A 19,200-nucleotide genomic window follows, 5' to 3' on the forward strand; every position below is an offset into this window, starting at 1 on the left:
AGACAGCGGACGGCGGCGCTCAGCTGGCGACGATCGAGCGCGAACGGCGCCGCTCAGCGGCGTCGACGGCGAGCAGGGTCGACTCGAGCTGCTCCTCGGGGGCGCCGCCCTCCTGGCGGAGGAACAGGGCACGCTTGAAGTCGGTGCGAGCGTCGGAGTACTCCTCCGCGTCGTACGACACCTTGCCGCGGTGCTGGTAGGCGAAGGCGGCGAGCAGGGGCCAGTTCTGGCCCTCCGCTTCCTCCGCGCACGTCGTCAGCTCCTGGATCGCCGCGGCGAACGCCCCGCGATTCTGCAGGATCGTCGCGTGCAGCACACGGGCGCGCAGCAGGTCTTTGCGGGTCCCCGCCATGCGCGCCACTCGCACCGCCTGCTCGGCGAGGACGAGAGCCTCGTCGAGCCGATCGAGCACCTTCAGCAGCCAGACGCGCTCGAGGAGCGCGGGCAGGCTGCGCTGCTCGCCGATCTCAGCCAGGCGCTGTGCGCACTGCTCCGGGTCGACGATCTCCCGCAGCGTGTCCGGGTCGTACCCGAGGATGTAGCCCACCGTCATCCACCTCCGCGACTCGAGAACGGTGGATCCCAGTCTCGTCGAAAGGGGCCGAAGCGCCCGCCCGCCGCGCCGGTCAGCGTTCGAACACGGATGCCGACGGCTTCGGCGACGGGGTCGCGTCAGCGTCCGTCGCCACCCGGGCTCCGCGGGCGAACTCGTCGATCTCCGCGCCCTGCGCGACCTTCGCGGGGAACGGCCCGGCCGCCATCAGGCGCGGCAACCACTCCGAGGGCAGCGGGGCAGCCGACGCCGCGATCACGATGTTGCCGAAACGTCGCCCCTTCAGCAGCTGCACCTCGGCGAGCAGCAGCACCTCGGGGAGGACCTCGCGCACCGTCGCCACCTGGCGCCGGGCGAACGCCAGTCCCGCGCCGTCGGCGACGTTGACCAGCAGCACACCGTCCGGTGCGAGCAGTCCTGCGAGCGAGCGGTAGTACTCCACCGTCGTCAGGTGGGCGGGGGTCTGCGCTCCCGCGAAGACGTCGGAGACGACGAGGTCGGCGGCGCCGGTCAGGCCCGGGGGGAGCTTCTCGGCGACGGTGCGGGCATCTCCGATGCGCACGCGCACCTGCGCGCCCCGGGGGAGGGGCAGAGCCTCGCGGACGAGGTCGACCAGCGGCTGTTCGAGCTCGATCACCTGCTGGCGCGATCCCGGCCGGGTGTGGGCGATGTATCGGGGAAGCGTCAGTGCACCGGCGCCCAGATGGACCGCGGTGAGCGGCTGTCCCGGCATCCGCAGACGGTCGATGACAGCCGCCATCCGGGCGATGTACTCGAAGTGCAGATGTGTCGGATCGTCGAGGTCGACGTGCGACTGGGGCGTTCCATCGACGTCGAGCTCGAAGCCGGACGTGAACGAAGAGGGCACGATACGAGCGATCGTGCCGTCTGACAGGCGTGCCTGCGGACCGGGTTCCTCGACGCGCGCTCGTGCCATTCCTCAACGCTAGCGGCACGCGTCGCCACCGGTGCGAGCCGGTCTGCGCAGTCGAAACACGATCGAGACATCGATGTAATGACTTCGACCCTCCTGCCCGTATAGGTTCGGACCCAATTACCTCGGAGCGCGCCGCGGTGGGCCCGCTCCGGACCTCAGAAAGGGACACCCCCATGCTCTCGACTCCTCGCAAGCGCGCGCTCGCGGGACTGGCAGCGGTCGCCATCGGCGCCCTCGCCCTCTCGGCGTGCACCAGCCAGCGCGGAGGGGACGGTGAGACGGATGCCGCGACCGACGTCGACGGCACCTTCGTCTTCGCCGCCTCCGCAGACCCGGCCAGCCTCGACCCCGCCTTCGCGCAGGACGGTGAGACCTTCCGCGTCTCACGCCAGATCTTCGAGGGCCTCGTCGGCACCGAGCCCGGAACCGCCGACCCCGCGCCCCTGCTCGCCGAGAGCTGGGAGTCGTCCGACGACGGACTGACCCACACCTTCCAGCTGAAGGAGGGCGTGACCTTCCACGACGGCACGCCGTTCAACGCCGAAGCGGTGTGCGCGAACTTCGACCGCTGGTACAACTGGACCGGCCTGGCAGCCAGCGAGGCTCTGTCGTACTACTACGGCAAGCTCTTCCGCGGCTACGTCGAGACCCCCGACACCGCCGTGTTCGACTCCTGCACCGCCGACTCCGACCTCGAGGCGACGGTGCAGCTGAAGCAGCCCTTCGCCGGCTTCATCCCCGCCCTCTCGCTCCCCGCCTTCGCGATGCAGAGCCCGACCGCGCTCGAGGAGTACGGTGCCGACGAGATCGGCGGCACCGAAGAGGCCCCCTCGCTGTCGGAGTACGGTGCCGGACACCCGACGGGCACCGGCCCCTACAAGTTCGACGAGTGGTCGCCGGGCGAGGAGCTCACGCTCTCGGCCTACGACGACTACTGGGGCGATTCGGGACAGGTGAACAAGATCATCTTCCGCGTCATCGACGACCCCACCGCGCGCCGTCAGGCCCTCGAAGCCGGATCGATCGACGGCTACGACCTCGTCGGCCCCGCCGACACCGGCGCGCTCGAAGAGGCCGGATTCACGATGGTCTCGCGTCCCCCGTTCACGATCCTCTACCTCGCCTTCAACCAGGCGCAGCCCGAGCTGCAGGACGTGCGCGTCCGCGAGGCGCTCTCTCACGCGATCGACAAGGAGGCGCTCATCTCGCAGGTGCTCCCCGAGGGCACCGAGGTCGCGACGCAGTTCATGCCCGACACCGTCAACGGCTACAACCCCGACGTCACGACGTACGACTACGACCCCGAGAAGGCCAAGGCCCTGCTCGCGGAGGCCGGCTACACCGAGGCCAACCCGCTGACGCTGACCTTCAACTACCCGGTCAACGTCTCGCGCCCCTACATGCCCGACCCCGAGCAGATCGCCACCGTCATCTCGACGCAGCTGACCGACGTCGGTGTGCAGCTGACGCCGCAGACGGATGCCTGGAGCCCCGACTACCTCGACAAGATCACGGGCACCGCCGACCACGGCATCCACCTCCTGGGCTGGACGGGCGACTACAACGACACCGACAACTTCGTCGGCGTGTTCTTCGGTGCGCCCTCGGCCGAGTGGGGCTTCGACAACCCGGAGCTGTTCGCGGCCCTGAACGCCGCACGCGGCGTGCCGAACCTCGAGGAGCAGACCGCGCTCTACGAGCAGATCAACGAGCAGGTCGCCGAGTTCATCCCCGGCGTGCCCCTGGCTCACCCGGCCCCGACGCTCGCATTCGACCCGCGCGTCGAGAGCTACCCGGCCAGCCCGGTCAACGACGAGGTGTTCACGGACATCGTCCTGACCGAGTGACGACGAACCGCTGACCCCGCGGGGCGGGCGACCGCCTCGGGCGCGAGCCCGCCCCGCACTCCTCGACCGAAAGATTCCGCGTTGCTGCGAACCATCGGCCAACGGCTGCTTCTGCTGATCCCCACGCTCCTCGGGCTCAGCATCCTCCTCTTCCTCTGGGTGCGCGCCCTGCCCGGCGGCCCCGCCGTCGCCCTCCTCGGCGAGAAGGCGACCCCCGACGCGATCGCCCGCATCAACGAGCTGTACGGCTTCAACCGGCCGATCCTCGAGCAGTACGCCACCTATATGGGACGGCTGCTCACCGGCGACTTCGGGTCGTCGATCGAGACCGGGCGCCCCGTCGTCGAGGAGTTCCTCCGGCGGTTCCCGGCGACCGTCGAGCTCTCGATCGCGGCGCTCATCTTCGCCGTCGGCATCGGCATCCCCCTCGGGTATCTCGCGGCCCGACACCACGGCAGGATCAGCGACCACCTCGCTGTCGTCCTGAGTCTCGTGGGCGTCACGATCCCGGTGTTCTTCCTGGCCTTCATCCTCAAGTACGTCTTCGCCGTTCAGCTCGGCTGGCTGCCGTCCGACGGCCGCCAGGACCCGCGCATCGATGCGACCCACTACACGAACTTCTATGTGCTCGACGGCCTCCTCACGGGAGAGTTCGACGCCGCATGGGACGCCGTCCTCCACCTCATCCTCCCGGCGCTGGCGCTGGGGACGATCCCGCTCGCGATCATCGTCCGCATCACCCGCGCCTCGGTGCTCGAGGTGCAGAACTCCGACTACGTTCGCACCGGCCGGGCCAAGGGCATCGCCCGCCGGACGCTCCGCGGCCGCTTCATCCTGCGCAACGCCATGCTGCCGGTCGCCACCACCGTCGGCCTGCAGGTCGGATTGCTGCTGGCCGGAGCGATCCTCACCGAGACGGTGTTCGCCTTCCCCGGGATCGGCTCGTTCCTCGCCCGGGCGATCAGCGCCCGCGACTTCCCGGTGCTGCAGGGGTTCATCCTGTTCATCGCCGTCATCTACGCGCTCATCAACCTCATCGTCGATGTCTCGTACAGCCTGATCGATCCGAGAGTGAGGGTCTCATGAGCACCAACGCGCTCCCGCCCGCCCCCGGCGACGGACCCGCCACGGCCGTCGCCGAGCACGAGGTGCTCGAGGCCCGCGCCGGCGGCGGGTTCTGGCGCGACGTCTTCGCCCGCCTCCGGCGAAACCCCGTGGCCTGGATCGGCGCCGCCATCGTGCTGGTCTTCCTCCTCGTGGCGATCCTCGCGCCGTGGCTCGCCCCCTACCCCGAGACGGCCCTCCCCGGCGCGCGGGAGGTCACCCCCACCCGCATCCCCGGTCCCGGCGAGATCGCGGGCTTCCCGCTCGGCCTCGACCGCTTCGGCGGCGACGTGCTGTCGAAGCTCATCTGGGGAGCGCGGGCCTCACTGCTCATCGGAGTGATCTCGACCGCGTTCGGTCTCGCCGGCGGCATGCTCCTGGGCTTGATCGCCGGCATGTTCGGGGGCTGGGTCGACACCGTCGTCATGCGCTTCGTCGACATCCTCCTGTCGGTTCCCAACCTGCTGCTGGCCGTCTCGATCGCGGCGATCCTCGGTCAGTCGCAGCTCGCGATCATGATCGCGATCGGAGCCTCGCAGGTGCCGATCTTCGCGCGCCTGCTGCGGGCCTCGATGCTGCAGCAGCGCAGCGCCGACTACATCCTCTCGGCGCAGACCCTCGGCCTCGGCCGGGGCAAGATCACGATGAGCCACGTGCTGCCCAACAGCCTCGGGCCCGTCATCGTCCAGGGGACGCTCACCCTCGCAACCGCCGTCATCGACGCCGCGGCGCTGTCGTTCCTCGGCCTCGGCGGCGGGGGAGCGGCCACCGCCGAGTGGGGCCGCATGCTCACTTACGCGCAGAACGAGCTCGCGATCGCGCCGTGGCTCGCATTCCTCCCGGGCCTGTGCATCATGATCACCGCGCTCGGCTTCACGCTGCTCGGCGAATCGCTGCGCGAGGCCATGGACCCGCGCACCCGCGCCCGCTGACCTGCTGGCCGGTGGCTCAGGAGGCGATGTCGAGCTCGTTGCCCGGGATCGACGACAGCAGCCGCCGCGTGTAGGGGTCGCGCGGATTGGTGAAGATCTCTTCGCTCGAGGCGGCCTCGACGAGGGCGCCGTCCTTCATGACGCAGACGTAGTCCGAGATCAGACGCACGACGGCGAGGTCGTGAGAGATGAAGAGGTAGCTCAACCCGTACTCGCCCTGCAGGTCGCGCAGCAGCGTGAGGATCTGGTCCTGCACGAGGACGTCGAGGGCCGACACCGGCTCGTCGCACACGATCAGCTCGGGGTTCAGCGCGAGGGCGCGTGCGATCGCGACGCGCTGACGCTGCCCGCCCGAGAGCTCGGAGGGGTATCGGCGCAGCATCGTCTGCGGCAGGGCGACGTCGTCGAGCAGCTTCCGCACGCGCGCGGCGCGGTCTCTCGCGGTGCCGCGCTTGTAGAACTCCAGTGGCTCGGCGACGATCCGCTCGATCGTGAACATGGGGTTCAGCGACGAGTACGGGTCCTGGAAGATCGGCTGCACCTTCTGCCGGAACTCGCGCAGCTGCGGGCCCTTCAGGCCCGCGACATCCTGCCCCTCGAAACGGATCGTTCCCGATGTCGGCTCGATCACCTTCAGCAGCATCCGCGCCGTCGTCGTCTTGCCCGACCCGGATTCGCCGACGATGGCAACCGTCTCACCGCGCGGGATGGCGAGTGAGACGTCGCTGACCGCGGCGAAGTCATCCTTGCGACCGCGGATCTTGTAGAGCTTCGTGAGGTTCTCGATCTCGACGATGTGATCGCGGCGTGCTGCTGTGTCCGCCGGGGCCGATGCTCCGGATGCCGCGGGGTCGGTGACGGCAGCCGGTGGGGGCGTCGCGCGGTAGGCCTCCGGCCGCAGGCGCACCGCCGCGACCGACGGTGCCGCCTTCACCAGGGCCTGCGTGTAGGGCTGCTGCGGATCCTCGAGGATCTGGCGGGCCGGACCCTGCTCGACGATCCGGCCGCGATGCATCACGACGACGCGCGCGGCGCGCTCCGCGGCGAGGCCGAGGTCGTGGGTGATGAGCAGGACGGAGGTGCCCAGCTCACCCGTCATCCGCCCGAGCTGATCGAGGATCGTCTTCTGCACCGTGACGTCGAGGGCGCTCGTGGGCTCGTCGGCGATGAGCAGCCGCGGGTTGCAGGCCAGCCCGATCGCGATGAGCGCGCGCTGCCGCATCCCGCCCGAGAACTCGTGCGGGTACTGCTTGGCGCGCTCGGCGGCATCCGGCAGCCCGGCCGCGGCGAGGGTCTCGATGACCTTGGCGTCGACGTCCTTCGACGTGGCGAGGCCGTGAGCGAGCAGCGTCTCGGCGACCTGGGTGCCGATCTTCGAGACCGGGTTGAGGTTGGACATCGGGTCCTGCGGCACGAGTCCGATCGACCCGCCGCGGATGCGGCGAAGCGTGCTCTCGGGCGCGCCCACGAGCTCCTCGCCGTCGAGGCGGATGCTGCCGCGCACGACGCGCCCGTTGCCCGGGAGGAGTCCGATCACGGCCATCGCCGTCGTCGACTTTCCCGAGCCGGACTCGCCCACGATCGCGACGGTCTCACCCGCCGAGATCTCGAGGTCGACGCCCTCGACCGCGTGCACCGGGCCCTCGAGCGTGCGGAAGTCGACGGCCATGTCGCTCACCCGCAGCAGGGGAGTGGAGGAGTCTGCCATTGGCCCATCCTGCCCGCCCGCGGCCCCGAGCGCACCGTGTCGGGCCCACCCGTTACATCGACGTAACGCTGGCCCGTCGTCTCGCGGACCGGGCGCTCTCGTGCCGCGGACCGGGCGCTCGTGCCGCGGACCGGGCGCTCGTGCCGCGGACAGGGCGCTCGTGCCGCGGACCGCGCGCTCGTGCCGCGGACAGGCTGGCTGCCGCGGGGACGCCGTTCGCGGGGGCGGTGCGGCTGTTCAGCCTGTTAACGGCACAGCCGTCGTGACGGGTGCAGGCCCGGCGGGCCTGCGGCGGGCGTGCCGCGATCAGGTTGGGTGTACCGGAGCGGGCCTCGAGCCGGGTTCGGGCGTCGGTCAGCCTGTGCGCGGCACGGGCACGGGCACGGCACGGGCACGGCGCGGCACGGGCACGGCACGGCACGGCGAGCCGCGGTGCCCGCCCGGGCCGCGGGCTAGCGTTGACCCATGGACCTCAACGCGGACCTGGGCGAGACGGTCGACGGCGTCCCGACGGCCGACGACACCGCGATGTTCGCCCTCGTGTCGAGCGCGTCGATCGCCTGCGGCGGTCACGCGGGCGACGCCTCGTCGATGCGCACCGCCGTGGCCGGGGCCGCCGCCGCCCGGGTCGCGGTCGGTGCCCACCCCTCCTATCTCGACCGGGCGGGTTTCGGGCGGGTCCGGGTCGCGGTCGAGCCCGATCTGCTGCGCGCGCAGGTGCTCGGTCAGTTGCACGCCCTCGCCGCCGCCGGTGCCGACGTGCGGTACGTCAAGCCGCACGGGGCGCTCTACCACGCGGCGAGCGAGGATGCGGCGACCGCGCGAGCCGTCGCCGCGGCGGTCGCGGATCTGTCGGTACAGCTCGGCCGCGCGGTTCCGCTGCTGGGGCTCGGGGGTGCGATCGTGTCGGCGGCGTCGGATGCGGGGCTGCCGTTCCATCTCGAGGCCTTCCTCGACCGCGGCTATCGCGCCGACGGCTCGCTCGTGCCGCGCGGAGCTCCCGGCGCGCTGCTCGACGATCCGGACGTCGTCGCCGAACGTGCGCTCCGCTTGGCGACGCAGGGGGAAGTCGTCGCGGTCTCGGGAGAGGTCGTGCGCAGCGAGGCGGCGTCACTGTGCGTGCACGGCGATTCCCCCGGTGCCGTTGCGATGGCTCGCGCGGTGAGGTCAGCGCTCGACGCCGCCGGGATCGTGGTGCGCTCGCCGTGGTGACGGTCGTGTCCGAGCCGCCATCCTGCCTGCCGGGGCGAGGTCCCCGACACGGCGCCGGATCGAGGATGCCGCGATGAGGATGCTGCCGATGGGCCACGACGCGGTGCTCGTCGAGGTGTCGGATCTGGCGGCGGCGATGGCGCTGCACGCGCGGCTGACGGCCGCGCCGCCGCCGGGGGTGGTCGACATCGTGCCCGCGGCCGCGACGGTTCTCGTCCGTGTCGATCCGGCCGTACTGCGCCCGGCGGCGGTCCGGGCCTGGGTCTCGTCGGCTGTGACGTCGGCGGCGCCGCCGGCATCCGCCTCCGCGTCCGTGACGTTGCCGATCCGCTACGACGGGGCCGACCTCGCCGATCTCGCCGCGCTGCTCGGATCCAGCACCGAGGCGCTCGCCGCCCGCCATGCCGGGACCGACTGGACGGTCGCATTCACGGGCTTCGCCCCCGGGTTCGGCTATCTGGTCGGCGCGGGCTGGGATCTCGACATCCCGCGTCGGCCGTCGCCGCGCACGCGCGTCGCCGCCGGCTCGGTCGGTCTGGCCGGTGTGTTCTCAGGAGCGTATCCGCGCGAGACGCCGGGCGGATGGCAGCTCATCGGCACGACGGACGCGCCGCTGTTCAACGCGGATGCCGATCGCCCCGCACTCCTCGTCCCGGGCACGGCCGTGCGCTTCGACCCGATGCGCAGCCGCGTCGCGAGTTCGGATGCCGCGGGTTCGGATGCGGCGCAGTCCGATTCGCCGACTCCGGATGCCGCGACGCGGCCGACTCTCGACGTGGTGACGCGGCTGTTCCCGGCCCCCGCGGCCCCGCCGGCCCCCGCCCGGCCTCCGGCGACGGAGCCGGCGAAGGGACCAGCAACGGCGACGGTGCCAGAACCGCCGGGACGCACAGCACCCGCGGCTCCGCGCGGCGTCCGCGTCATCGCGCCGGGCCTGCAGAGCACGTTCCAGGATGGCGGCCGTCCGGGACGGGCTGCGGACGGCATCGGCGCGGCAGGCGCCGCCGACCCCGCCGCATGGGCGCTCGCGAACCGGCTGCTGGGCAACCGCGAGGGGGCCGCCGCCATCGAGGTCGCCGTCGGCGGGCTGCGAGCGGTGGCGGAGCGCGATCTGACCGTGGTCGTGACGGGAGCGTGGGCGCCGGTCGTGATCGACGGACGCGTGGGCGACCCGTTCGTCGTGCACCGATGGCCGACGGGAGCGGAGCTGAGGCTCGACGGTTTCCTCGCCGGTTCCCGCGCCTACCTCGCCGTTCGCGGAGGGTGGGACGTCGCGCCGGTCGCGGGCTCGCGATCGACCGACACGCTGGCCGGGCTCGGGCCGGCGCCGCTGCGAGAGGGGGATGTCGTTCCCGTCGGCGACGACGTCGCCGGGCCGGTTCCCGTTCTGCCGCTGCATCCGTGGGGGCCGCCGCCCGCCGGAACGGATGCGGTTCCGCTCGACATCCCCGTCATGCCCGGTCCGCGGTCGGACTGGCTCACGTCGGAGTCTCGGCGCCGCCTCGCAGGCGAGACCTGGATCGTGTCCGCGGCGGCGGACCGGGTGGGCATCCGCCTCGAGGGCGCGCGTCTCGACCGGCGGCGCGACGACGAGCTGCCCAGCGAGGGGATGGTGCCGGGGGCGATCCAGGTCCCGCCCGCGGGGCATCCGGTCGTGTTCGGTGTGGATGCCCCGGTGACCGGCGGATACCCCGTCGTGGGCGTCGTGACACCGGCCGGTCTGGCTCGTCTCGCACAGGCCCGTCCGGGAGACCGTGTGCGACTGCGCCCGACGATGCGGGGCGAGGGCCCCGCCGACGATCGCTGATCCGTCAAGGGGGAGAACTCCCCCTGTCAAGAGCCGGTGGACTCGGGCCGGTTCGCCTAGCGTCGAGACCATGATCCGCACCAAGACCACCACATCGGCCGCGCTGCTCGTCTCCGCGGCGCTCCTCCTCGCCGGTTGCGGCGGGCAGGCGGACGACACCGCCGCGTCGGGGGACGCCGGCGCGTCGCCCGCACCCTCGTCCTCGACTTCGTCGTCCGCTCCCGCCGCGAGCGCCCCGGATGTCGCGCCCGCGTCGGGCGAGACCATCACCGGAACGGGCTACAGCTTCTCCGTGCCGGAGGGCTGGGCAGTCCCCGAGCAGGCGGTGCCGGGTACCGAGAGGCTCGACGTCTTCGTCGCCGATCTGTCCGACCCCACGGCCGCCTTCGCCGACAATGTCAACGTCGTCCTCTCGCCGGAGGGTCAGACCGTGACGCCGGAGCAGATCGAGAAGGACGGCGTCGAGCAGCTGGAGACCCAGGCCGGCGCGACCGACGTCGCCGTCGCGCCCCGCACGGTGATCGCCGGCGGCGAGTCCGCGCACATCACCGCGTCGGTCACGCAGCAGGGCGCGACGTACAACGTCGACCAGTTCTACGCGTCCGACGGCGACCGCACCTACGTCGTGACCTTCTCGTTCAGCCCCGAGGTCTCGGAAGCCGACCGTGCGGCCGTCTACGACTCGGTCCTCGCTTCGTGGGCGTGGGCCTGATCCTCGCACCTCGGCAGCACGCCGCCCGCTTCTGCAGCGGGCGGCGTGCTCTCGTGTCAAGGGGAGTGTTCGCGCTGCCGATTCGCCTAGCGTGTGAGGCATGACGCGCTCCCGGATCGCCCCGATGGCCGTCGCCCTCGTGTCGGCGACGCTGCTGCTCGCGGCGTGCGATGCGCAGCCGGGGGCTGACCGACCCGACGGTTCGTCGCCGGTCAGCTCGGCGCCCGCGACACCGGTACCCACCGCGACCTCATCGGTCGAAGACGAGCCCGGCGAGACGGTGCGGGGGAGCGGGTACAGCTTCACCGTGCCCCGCGGGTGGGCCGTGCCCGACCAGGACCCGACGGGAGGGCAGGTCGACGTCTTCGTCTCGGAGTCCGCCGACGCCGAGGGCCGATACATCACGGTCGTCGTCTCACCTGGCGTCATCACCCCCGGTGACGTCGAAGCCGACGGCGCCGCGAGCCTCGAGGCGGTGGGTGCCACCGACGTGTCGTTGGAGGACCGCGTCGACATCGCCGGCAGCGAATCGGCGCATCTGGTCGCGACCCTCGAGCAGGACGGCGCCCCGACCCTCATCGATCAGTACTACGCCACGCGCGACGAGCAGACGTTCGTCATCACCATCGCCTCGCCCGCCGACACCGCCGAGGAAGACCGCCGTCGACTGGCCGAGATCGTGCTGTCCAGCTGGGCCTGGGAGTGACCATCGTCCCGGGTGGCGCGCATTTATACCGCAGCATCCGGGGGTCGTCAAGGATTGTGCTGGACATGGCGCGTCGCGCCGCCTATAGTTGGTAGTTGCGCTCCCGTCCCCCTTGCCCTCATATGGTGGTCGGCTTGTGCTCTGCGCGATTCCGCCCGTCCGACGGCGTGAGACGCGCGAGCTCGGACCGGGAGCACTCCACCTGACGACAAGGAACCGGCCCCACCCGGGCCACGGAGGTAATCCCCTTGGCTGCTGCGAGCAACGCATCCACCACCACCCCCAAGAACGGTCGCGGCGCTTCCCGCCTCTCGTTCGCGAAGATCTCCGACAAGCTGACGGTCCCCGACCTGCTGGCGCTGCAGACGGAGTCTTTCGACTGGCTCGTCGGCAACGACGCCTGGAAGGCCCGCCTCGCCGAGGCGCAGGCCGCCGGTCGCACCGACGTCGCCCTCCAGAGCGGCCTCGAGGAGATCTTCGAGGAGATCTCGCCCATCGAGGACCTCGGCGAGACGATGCAGCTGTCGTTCACCAACCCCTACCTCGAGCCCGAGAAGTACTCCATCGAGGAGTGCAAGGAGCGCGGCAAGACCTACGCGGCGCCCCTCTACGTCGAGGCCGAGTTCATGAACCACCTCACCGGTGAGATCAAGACCCAGACGGTCTTCATGGGCGACTTCCCGCTCCAGACCGGCAAGGGCACCTTCATCATCAACGGCACCGAGCGCGTCGTCGTGTCGCAGCTCGTCCGTTCGCCCGGTGTCTACTTCGACAAGACGCCCGACAAGACCTCCGACAAGGACATCGTCTCGGCACGCGTCATCCCCTCGCGCGGCGCATGGCTCGAGTTCGAGATCGACAAGCGCGACCAGGTCGGCGTCCGCATCGACCGCAAGCGCAAGCAGTCGGTCACCGTCTTCCTCAAGGCCCTCGGCCTGACCAGCGAAGACATCATGGCCGAGTTCGCCGGGTACGACTCGATCGAGGAGACCCTCGCGAAGGACACGATCCTCACCAAGGAGGACGCGCTCCGCGACATCTACCGCAAGCTCCGTCCGGGCGAGCAGGTCGCCGCCGAGGCAGCGCGCGCGCTCCTCGACAACTTCTACTTCAACGCCAAGCGCTACGACCTCGCCAAGGTCGGTCGCTACAAGATCAACCAGAAGCTGGGTCTCGACACCCCGATCGAGGAGTCGGTGCTCACCGTCGCCGACATCGTCGCGACCATCAAGTACCTGGTCCGTCTCCACCGCGGCGACACCACGTTCGACGGCATCCGCGACGGCAAGCCCGCCGAGATCCGCCTCGACACCGACGACATCGACAACTTCGGCAACCGTCGTATCCGCGCCGTCGGCGAGCTCATCCAGAACCAGGTCCGCACCGGTCTGTCGCGCATGGAGCGCGTCGTTCGCGAGCGCATGACCACGCAGGACATCGAGGCGATCACGCCGCAGACCCTGATCAACGTGCGCCCCGTCGTCGCCGCGATCAAGGAGTTCTTCGGAACCTCGCAGCTGTCGCAGTTCATGGACCAGAACAACCCGCTCGCGGGTCTGACCCACAAGCGTCGCCTCTCGGCGCTGGGCCCCGGCGGTCTGTCGCGTGAGCGCGCCGGCGTCGAGGTTCGCGACGTCCACCCGTCGCACTACGGCCGCATGTGCCCGATCGAGACGCCCGAAGGCCCGAACATCGGTCTGATCGGTTCGCTCGCCTCGTTCGCGCGCATCAACGCGTTCGGCTTCATCGAGACCCCGTACCGTCGCGTCGTCGACGGCAAGGTCACCGACGAGATCGACTACCTCACCGCCAGCGAAGAGAACGACTACGTCGTGGCGCAGGCCGGTGTCGAGCTGAACAAGGACGGCTCGTTCGTGGCCGACCGCGTCCTCGCCCGCCGCGGCAAGGGCGGCGAGGTCGACCTCTTCCCGAACGAGGAGATCGGCTACATGGACGTCTCGCCGCGCCAGATGGTGTCGGTGGCGACCTCGCTCATCCCCTTCCTCGAGCACGACGACGCGAACCGCGCCCTCATGGGTGCGAACATGCAGCGTCAGGCCGTGCCGCTGCTGCGCAGCGACTCGCCGCTGGTCGGAACGGGTATGGAGGGCTACGCCGCGATCGACGCCGGTGACGTCATCACCGCGCAGAAGGCCGGTGTCGTCTCCGAGGTCTCGGCCGACGTCGTCACGGTGCAGCTCGACGAGGGCGGCACGCAGGACTACTTCCTCCGCAAGTTCGACCGTTCGAACCAGGGCACGTCGTACAACCAGCGCGTCGTGGTCTCGGCCGGTGAGCGCGTCGAGGTCGGCGAGGTCATCGCCGACGGTCCCGCCACCGAGAACGGCGAGCTCGCGCTCGGCAAGAACCTCCTCGTCGCCTTCATGACGTGGGAGGGCCACAACTTCGAGGACGCGATCATCCTCAGCCAGGAGCTCGTGAAGAACGACACGCTCTCCTCGATCCACATCGAGGAGTACGAGGTCGACGCGCGCGACACCAAGCTCGGCAAGGAGGAGATCACCCGTGACCTCCCGAACGTCGCGCCCGACCTGCTGAAGGACCTCGACGAGCGCGGCATCATCCGCATCGGCGCCGAGGTGCGTCCCGGCGACATCCTCGTCGGCAAGGTCACGCCCAAGGGTGAGACCGAGCTGTCGGCCGAGGAGCGTCTGCTCCGCGCGATCTTCAACGAGAAGAGCCGCGAGGTCCGCGACACGTCGCTGAAGGTGCCCCACGGTGAGCAGGGAACCATCATCGCGGTCAAGGAGTTCAACGCCGAGGACGGCGACGACGAGCTCGGCTCGGGCGTCAACCGCCGCGTCGTGGTCTACATCGCCCAGAAGCGCAAGATCACCGAGGGTGACAAGCTCGCCGGCCGCCACGGCAACAAGGGTGTCATCGCGAAGATCCTCCCCGTCGAGGACATGCCCTTCCTCGCCGACGGCACGCCCGTCGACGTCGTCCTGAACCCGCTCGGCATCCCGGGTCGAATGAACTTCGGCCAGGTCCTCGAGCTGCACCTCGGCTGGATCGCCGCGCAGGGCTGGAAGGTCGAGGGCAACCCCGAGTGGGCCGAGCGCCTGCCCGAGGTCGCACGCGAGGCCGCTCCCGGCACCAAGGTCGCGACGCCCGTGTTCGACGGTGCGTTCGAGTCGGAGATCGCGGGTCTGCTCGACTCGACGAACCTCACCCGCGACGGCGAGCGTCTCATCGACTCGTCGGGCAAGACGAAGCTGTTCGACGGTCGCTCCGGCGAGCCGTTCCCGGCTCCGATCTCGGTCGGCTACATGTACATCCTGAAGCTCCACCACCTCGTCGACGACAAGATCCACGCGCGCTCGACGGGCCCGTACTCGATGATCACCCAGCAGCCGCTCGGTGGTAAGGCGCAGTTTGGTGGCCAGCGCTTCGGTGAGATGGAGGTGTGGGCCCTCGAGGCCTACGGCGCCGCGTACGCCCTCCAGGAGCTCCTGACGATCAAGTCCGACGACATCGTCGGCCGCGTGAAGGTCTACGAGGCCATCGTCAAGGGCGAGAACATCCAGGAGCCCGGCATCCCCGAGTCGTTCAAGGTGCTCATGAAGGAGATGCAGTCGCTCTGCCTGAACGTCGAGGTCCTCTCGGCCGACGGCACCGAGGTCAACCTCCGCGACACCGATGACGAAGCCTTCCGCGCAGCGGAAGAGCTCGGCATCAACATCTCCAGCCGCTTCGAGTCCTCGTCGATCGACGAGATCTGATCCGGCCAGGCAACGAACAGAATTCCGACACAGGAGAATCAGTGCTCGAGTCACACACCTTCGATCAGCTTCGCATCGGCCTGGCCACTGCTGACGACATCCGTCGTTGGTCCTTCGGCGAGGTCAAGAAGCCCGAAACCATCAACTACCGCACGCTCAAGCCCGAGAAGGACGGCCTCTTCGGCGAGCAGATCTTCGGCCCCTCCCGCGACTGGGAGTGCGCCTGCGGAAAGTACAAGCGCGTCCGCTTCAAGGGAATCGTCTGCGAGCGCTGCGGCGTCGAGGTCACCAAGTCCTCGGTCCGCCGTGAGCGCATGGGCCACATCGAGCTCGCCGCTCCCGTGACCCACATCTGGTACTTCAAGGGCGTGCCCTCGCGCCTCGGGTACCTGCTCGACATGGCGCCGAAGGACCTCGAGAAGGTCATCTACTTCGCCGCGTACATGGTCATCTCGGTCGATGAGGATGCGCGTCACCGCGACCTCCCCACGCACGAGAACAACCTGCGCCTCGAGATCAAGAACCTCGGCGACCGCCGCGACGCCCGCGTGGCGACGCGTCTGGCGAAGCTGGAGGAGGAACTCGCGACCCTCGAGGCCGACGGTGCCAAGGCCGACCAGAAGAAGAAGGCCAAGGACTCCGCCGAGAAGGACATGGCGACCGTCCGCAAGAACTTCGACGAGCAGATCTCGCGCCTCGAGCGGGTGTGGGAGGAGTTCCGCTCCCTCGAGGTCGGCCAGCTCAAGCAGGAGGACGACGTCTTCCACGAGCTGCAGGACCGCTTCGGCCAGTACTTCGAGGCCTACATGGGTGCCGAGGGCATCCAGCGTCGCCTCGCGGCGTTCGACCTGGCCGCCGAGGCCGAGTCGCTGCACCTGCAGATCTCCGAGGGCAAGGGCCAGCGCAAGATCCGTGCGATCAAGCGCCTGAAGGTCGTCAACTCGTTCCTGCAGACCGGCATGTCGCCGGCCTCGATGGTGCTCGACGTCGTCCCGGTCATCCCGCCGGAGCTGCGTCCGATGGTCCAGCTCGACGGTGGCCGCTTCGCGACCTCCGACCTCAACGACCTGTACCGCCGTGTCATCAACCGCAACAACCGTCTGCGTCGTCTGATCGACCTCGGGGCTCCCGAGATCATCGTGAACAACGAGAAGCGGATGCTGCAGGAGGCCGTCGACGCCCTGTTCGACAACGGTCGACGCGGTCGCCCCGTCACCGGAACCGGCAACCGTGCGCTGAAGTCGCTGTCCGACATGCTCAAGGGCAAGCAGGGACGTTTCCGTCAGAACCTGCTCGGAAAGCGCGTCGACTACTCGGGCCGTTCGGTCATCATCGTCGGACCCCAGCTGAAGCTGCACCAGTGCGGTCTGCCCAAGCAGATGGCCCTCGAGCTCTTCAAGCCGTTCGTCATCAAGCGCCTGATCGACCTCGGTCACTCGCAGAACATCAAGGCGGCCAAGCGCGCCGTCGAGCGCACGCGTCCCGAGGTCTGGGACGTGCTCGAGGAGATCATCCGCGAGCGTCCCGTGCTGCTCAACCGTGCACCCACCCTGCACCGCCTGGGCATCCAGGCCTTCGAGCCCCAGCTCGTCGAGGGCAAGGCCATCCAGCTGCACCCGCTCGTCTGCGCCGCCTTCAACGCGGACTTCGACGGCGACCAGATGGCCGTCCACCTGCCGTTGTCGGTCGAGGCTCAGGCCGAGGCCCGCATCCTGATGCTCGCGTCGAACAACATCCTCAAGCCCTCGGACGGCCGTCCGGTCACCCTGCCCTCGCAGGACATGATCATCGGTCTGCACCACCTGACCACGGTCATCGAAGGTGCCAAGGGTGAGGGCCGCGTGTTCGGCTCGGTCGGCGAGGCGATCCTGGCCAAGGACGAGGGCACCCTCGACCTGCAGGCCAAGGTCCGCATCCGCATCCCCGGCCTCGCGTTCCTCGAGGGCGACGCCCCCGAGGGCTACGAGCGTCACGGTCTGGTCGACGCTTCGCTCGGACAGGCGATCTTCAACGACACCCTGCCCAAGGGCTACCCGTTCGTGCGCGAGCAGGCGGACAAGGGCAAGCTGTCGCAGATCGTCAACAAGCTGGCCGAGGAGTACCCCAAGACCGAGGTCGCGGCATCCCTCGACCGGATCAAGGACGCCGGCTTCCACTGGGCGACCCGTTCGGGCGTCACCGTGGCGCTCAGCGACGTCCTGACGCCGCCGAACAAGGCCGAGATCATCTCGAAGTACGAGAAGCTCGCCTCGAAGGTCCAGGGCCAGTTCGAGAAGGGTCTCGTGACCGACGCCGAGCGTCGCCAGGAGCAGATCAAGATCTGGACCGAGGCGACCGACGAGGTCCAGGCCGCCATGAAGGCGAACTTCCCCGCCGAGAACACCATCAACCGCATGGTCTCGTCGGGCGCCCGTGGTAACTGGCTGCAGATCCGTAACATCGCCGGTATCCGAGGCCTGGTCAACAACACCAAGGGTGAGATCATGCCGCGTCCGATCATCTCCTCGTACCGCGAGGGGCTGTCGGTGGCGGAGTACTTCACCGCGACGCACGGTGCCCGTAAGGGTCTGGCCGACACCGCTCTGCGTACCGCCGACTCAGGTTACCTGACCCGTCGTCTGGTCGACGTCTCGCAGGACGTCATCATCCGCGAGGAGGACTGCGGCACGTCGAAGGGTCTCGAGCTGCCGATCGCCGCAGCCGGTGCCGACGGCGCCCTCATCAAGGATGCCAACGTCGAGAACTCGGTGTTCGCCCGTACCCTGGCCGCCGACGCCGTCTCGCCCTCGGGCGAGGTGCTGGCCGCGGCCGGCGACGACGTGGGCGACGTGCTGATCAACAAGCTCGTCGAGGGCGGGGTGACCTCCATCAAGGTCCGCTCGGTCCTGACCTGCGACTCGGCCGTGGGTGTCTGCGCCAAGTGCTACGGCCGTTCGCTGGCCACCGGCAAGATCGTCGACATCGGCGAGGCGGTCGGCATCATCGCCGCCCAGTCGATCGGTGAGCCCGGTACTCAGCTGACGATGCGTACCTTCCACACCGGTGGTTCTGCATCGGCCGATGACATCACGCAGGGTCTTCCCCGCGTGCAGGAGCTCTTCGAGGCCCGTACCCCCAAGGGTGCGTCGCCGATCGCCGAGGCCAGCGGCCGTATCACGATCGACGAGACCGAGAAGGCCAAGAAGGTCATCATCACGCCCGACAACGGCGACGAGCCCTTCGTCTACCCGGTGCTGAAGCGTGCGACCCTCCTCGTCGAGGACGGCCAGCACGTCGAGGTCGGCGACCCGCTGCAGGTCGGCACGCTCGACCCGAAGGACATCATGCGCGTGCAGGGTGCCCGCGAGGTGCAGAAGTACCTCGTCGGCGGCGTGCAGGGCGTGTACCGCTCGCAGGGTGTGCCGATCCACGACAAGCACATCGAGGTCATCGTCCGTCAGATGCTGCGGAAGGTCACCGTGGTCGACCACGGCGACACCACGCTGCTGCCGGGTGAGCTGGTCGACTTCAAGAAGTACCAGCAGATCAACCGCGAGACGGTCGGCGAGGGCAAGCGCCCCGCGTCGGGTCGCCCCGAGCTGATGGGTATCACGAAGGCGTCGCTCGCGACGGAGTCGTGGCTCTCGGCCGCGTCGTTCCAGGAGACCACCCGCGTTCTGACGCAGGCGGCCATGGAGGGCAAGAGCGACCCGCTCGTCGGCCTCAAGGAGAACGTCATCATCGGAAAGCTCATCCCCGCCGGAACGGGCCTTGCGAAGTACCGCAACGTGGCCGTCGAGGCGACGGAGGAGGCGAAGAGCGAGCGGTACCCCAACCGCATCTTCGCGTCGGACGGCGCGTACAGCGACGCCGACCTGAGCTACGTCGACTTCGACAGCTTCTCCACCGACGGCGACTTCACCAGCTACAACTGATCGATCGCTGATCCTGCGAAGGGCC

Annotated in this window: 12 protein-coding genes; 9 read left to right on the forward strand and 3 right to left on the reverse strand. The window is 69.6% G+C overall.

The window, feature by feature from the left end; all coding sequences use genetic code 11:
• Positions 1-19 precede the first annotated feature (19 nt).
• Positions 20-547 (reverse strand): hypothetical protein, encoded by a 528-nt coding sequence (locus tag ACU6RU_RS14665; RefSeq protein ID WP_120264509.1) that lies wholly within the window; start codon positions 545-547, stop codon positions 20-22.
• A 79-nt stretch (positions 548-626) separates the two neighbouring features.
• On the reverse strand, positions 627-1,490 hold the full coding sequence (locus ACU6RU_RS14670) for a spermidine synthase (protein WP_446726919.1): 864 nt from the start codon (positions 1,488-1,490) through the stop codon (positions 627-629).
• Positions 1,491-1,663: 173 nt separating this feature from the next.
• Between ACU6RU_RS14670 and ACU6RU_RS14675 the strand changes: the two genes are divergently transcribed.
• From ACU6RU_RS14675 to ACU6RU_RS14685, 3 genes are all read left to right on the forward strand, one after another.
• Entirely contained in the window at positions 1,664-3,337 is a 1,674-nt protein-coding gene (locus ACU6RU_RS14675; RefSeq protein WP_446726920.1) for an ABC transporter substrate-binding protein, read from the forward strand.
• An 81-nt stretch (positions 3,338-3,418) separates the two neighbouring features.
• Positions 3,419-4,423 (forward strand): ABC transporter permease, encoded by a 1,005-nt coding sequence (locus tag ACU6RU_RS14680; protein ID WP_289330283.1) that lies wholly within the window; start codon positions 3,419-3,421, stop codon positions 4,421-4,423.
• Positions 4,420-5,373, forward strand: a complete 954-nt coding sequence (locus ACU6RU_RS14685; RefSeq protein WP_120264218.1) for an ABC transporter permease — start codon at positions 4,420-4,422, stop codon at positions 5,371-5,373. The genes ACU6RU_RS14680 and ACU6RU_RS14685 overlap by 4 nt, the downstream gene beginning before the upstream one ends.
• A 16-nt stretch (positions 5,374-5,389) precedes the next feature.
• Here the strand turns inward: ACU6RU_RS14685 and ACU6RU_RS14690 are convergent, their stop codons facing one another.
• Positions 5,390-7,081 carry an ABC transporter ATP-binding protein gene (locus ACU6RU_RS14690; protein WP_446726921.1) on the reverse strand — a complete coding sequence of 564 codons (1,692 nt, stop codon included), beginning with the start codon at positions 7,079-7,081 and terminating at the stop codon, positions 5,390-5,392.
• A 465-nt stretch (positions 7,082-7,546) separates the two neighbouring features.
• Here ACU6RU_RS14690 and pxpA point away from each other — a divergent pair, with 465 nt between their 5' ends.
• From pxpA to ACU6RU_RS14720, 6 genes are all read left to right on the forward strand, one after another.
• Entirely contained in the window at positions 7,547-8,293 is a 747-nt protein-coding gene (gene pxpA / locus ACU6RU_RS14695) for a 5-oxoprolinase subunit PxpA (RefSeq protein ID WP_289330281.1), read from the forward strand.
• A gap of 73 nt (positions 8,294-8,366) precedes the next feature.
• Entirely contained in the window at positions 8,367-10,100 is a 1,734-nt protein-coding gene (locus ACU6RU_RS14700) for a carboxyltransferase domain-containing protein (RefSeq protein WP_446726922.1), read from the forward strand.
• A gap of 70 nt (positions 10,101-10,170) precedes the next feature.
• Positions 10,171-10,812: a hypothetical protein gene (locus ACU6RU_RS14705; protein ID WP_289330279.1), complete on the forward strand. Its 642-nt coding sequence runs from the start codon at positions 10,171-10,173 to the stop codon at positions 10,810-10,812.
• A 100-nt stretch (positions 10,813-10,912) separates the two neighbouring features.
• Entirely contained in the window at positions 10,913-11,518 is a 606-nt protein-coding gene (locus tag ACU6RU_RS14710) for a hypothetical protein (RefSeq protein WP_446726923.1), read from the forward strand.
• Between the two features lie 248 nt (positions 11,519-11,766).
• Complete coding sequence (gene rpoB, locus ACU6RU_RS14715; protein WP_120264224.1) at positions 11,767-15,261, forward strand: DNA-directed RNA polymerase subunit beta; 3,495 nt, start codon at positions 11,767-11,769, stop codon at positions 15,259-15,261.
• A 41-nt stretch (positions 15,262-15,302) separates the two neighbouring features.
• Entirely contained in the window at positions 15,303-19,175 is a 3,873-nt protein-coding gene (locus tag ACU6RU_RS14720) for a DNA-directed RNA polymerase subunit beta' (protein WP_120264225.1), read from the forward strand.
• Positions 19,176-19,200: the final 25 nt, after the last annotated feature.

The organism is Microbacterium sp. F1-18, assembly GCF_052921305.1.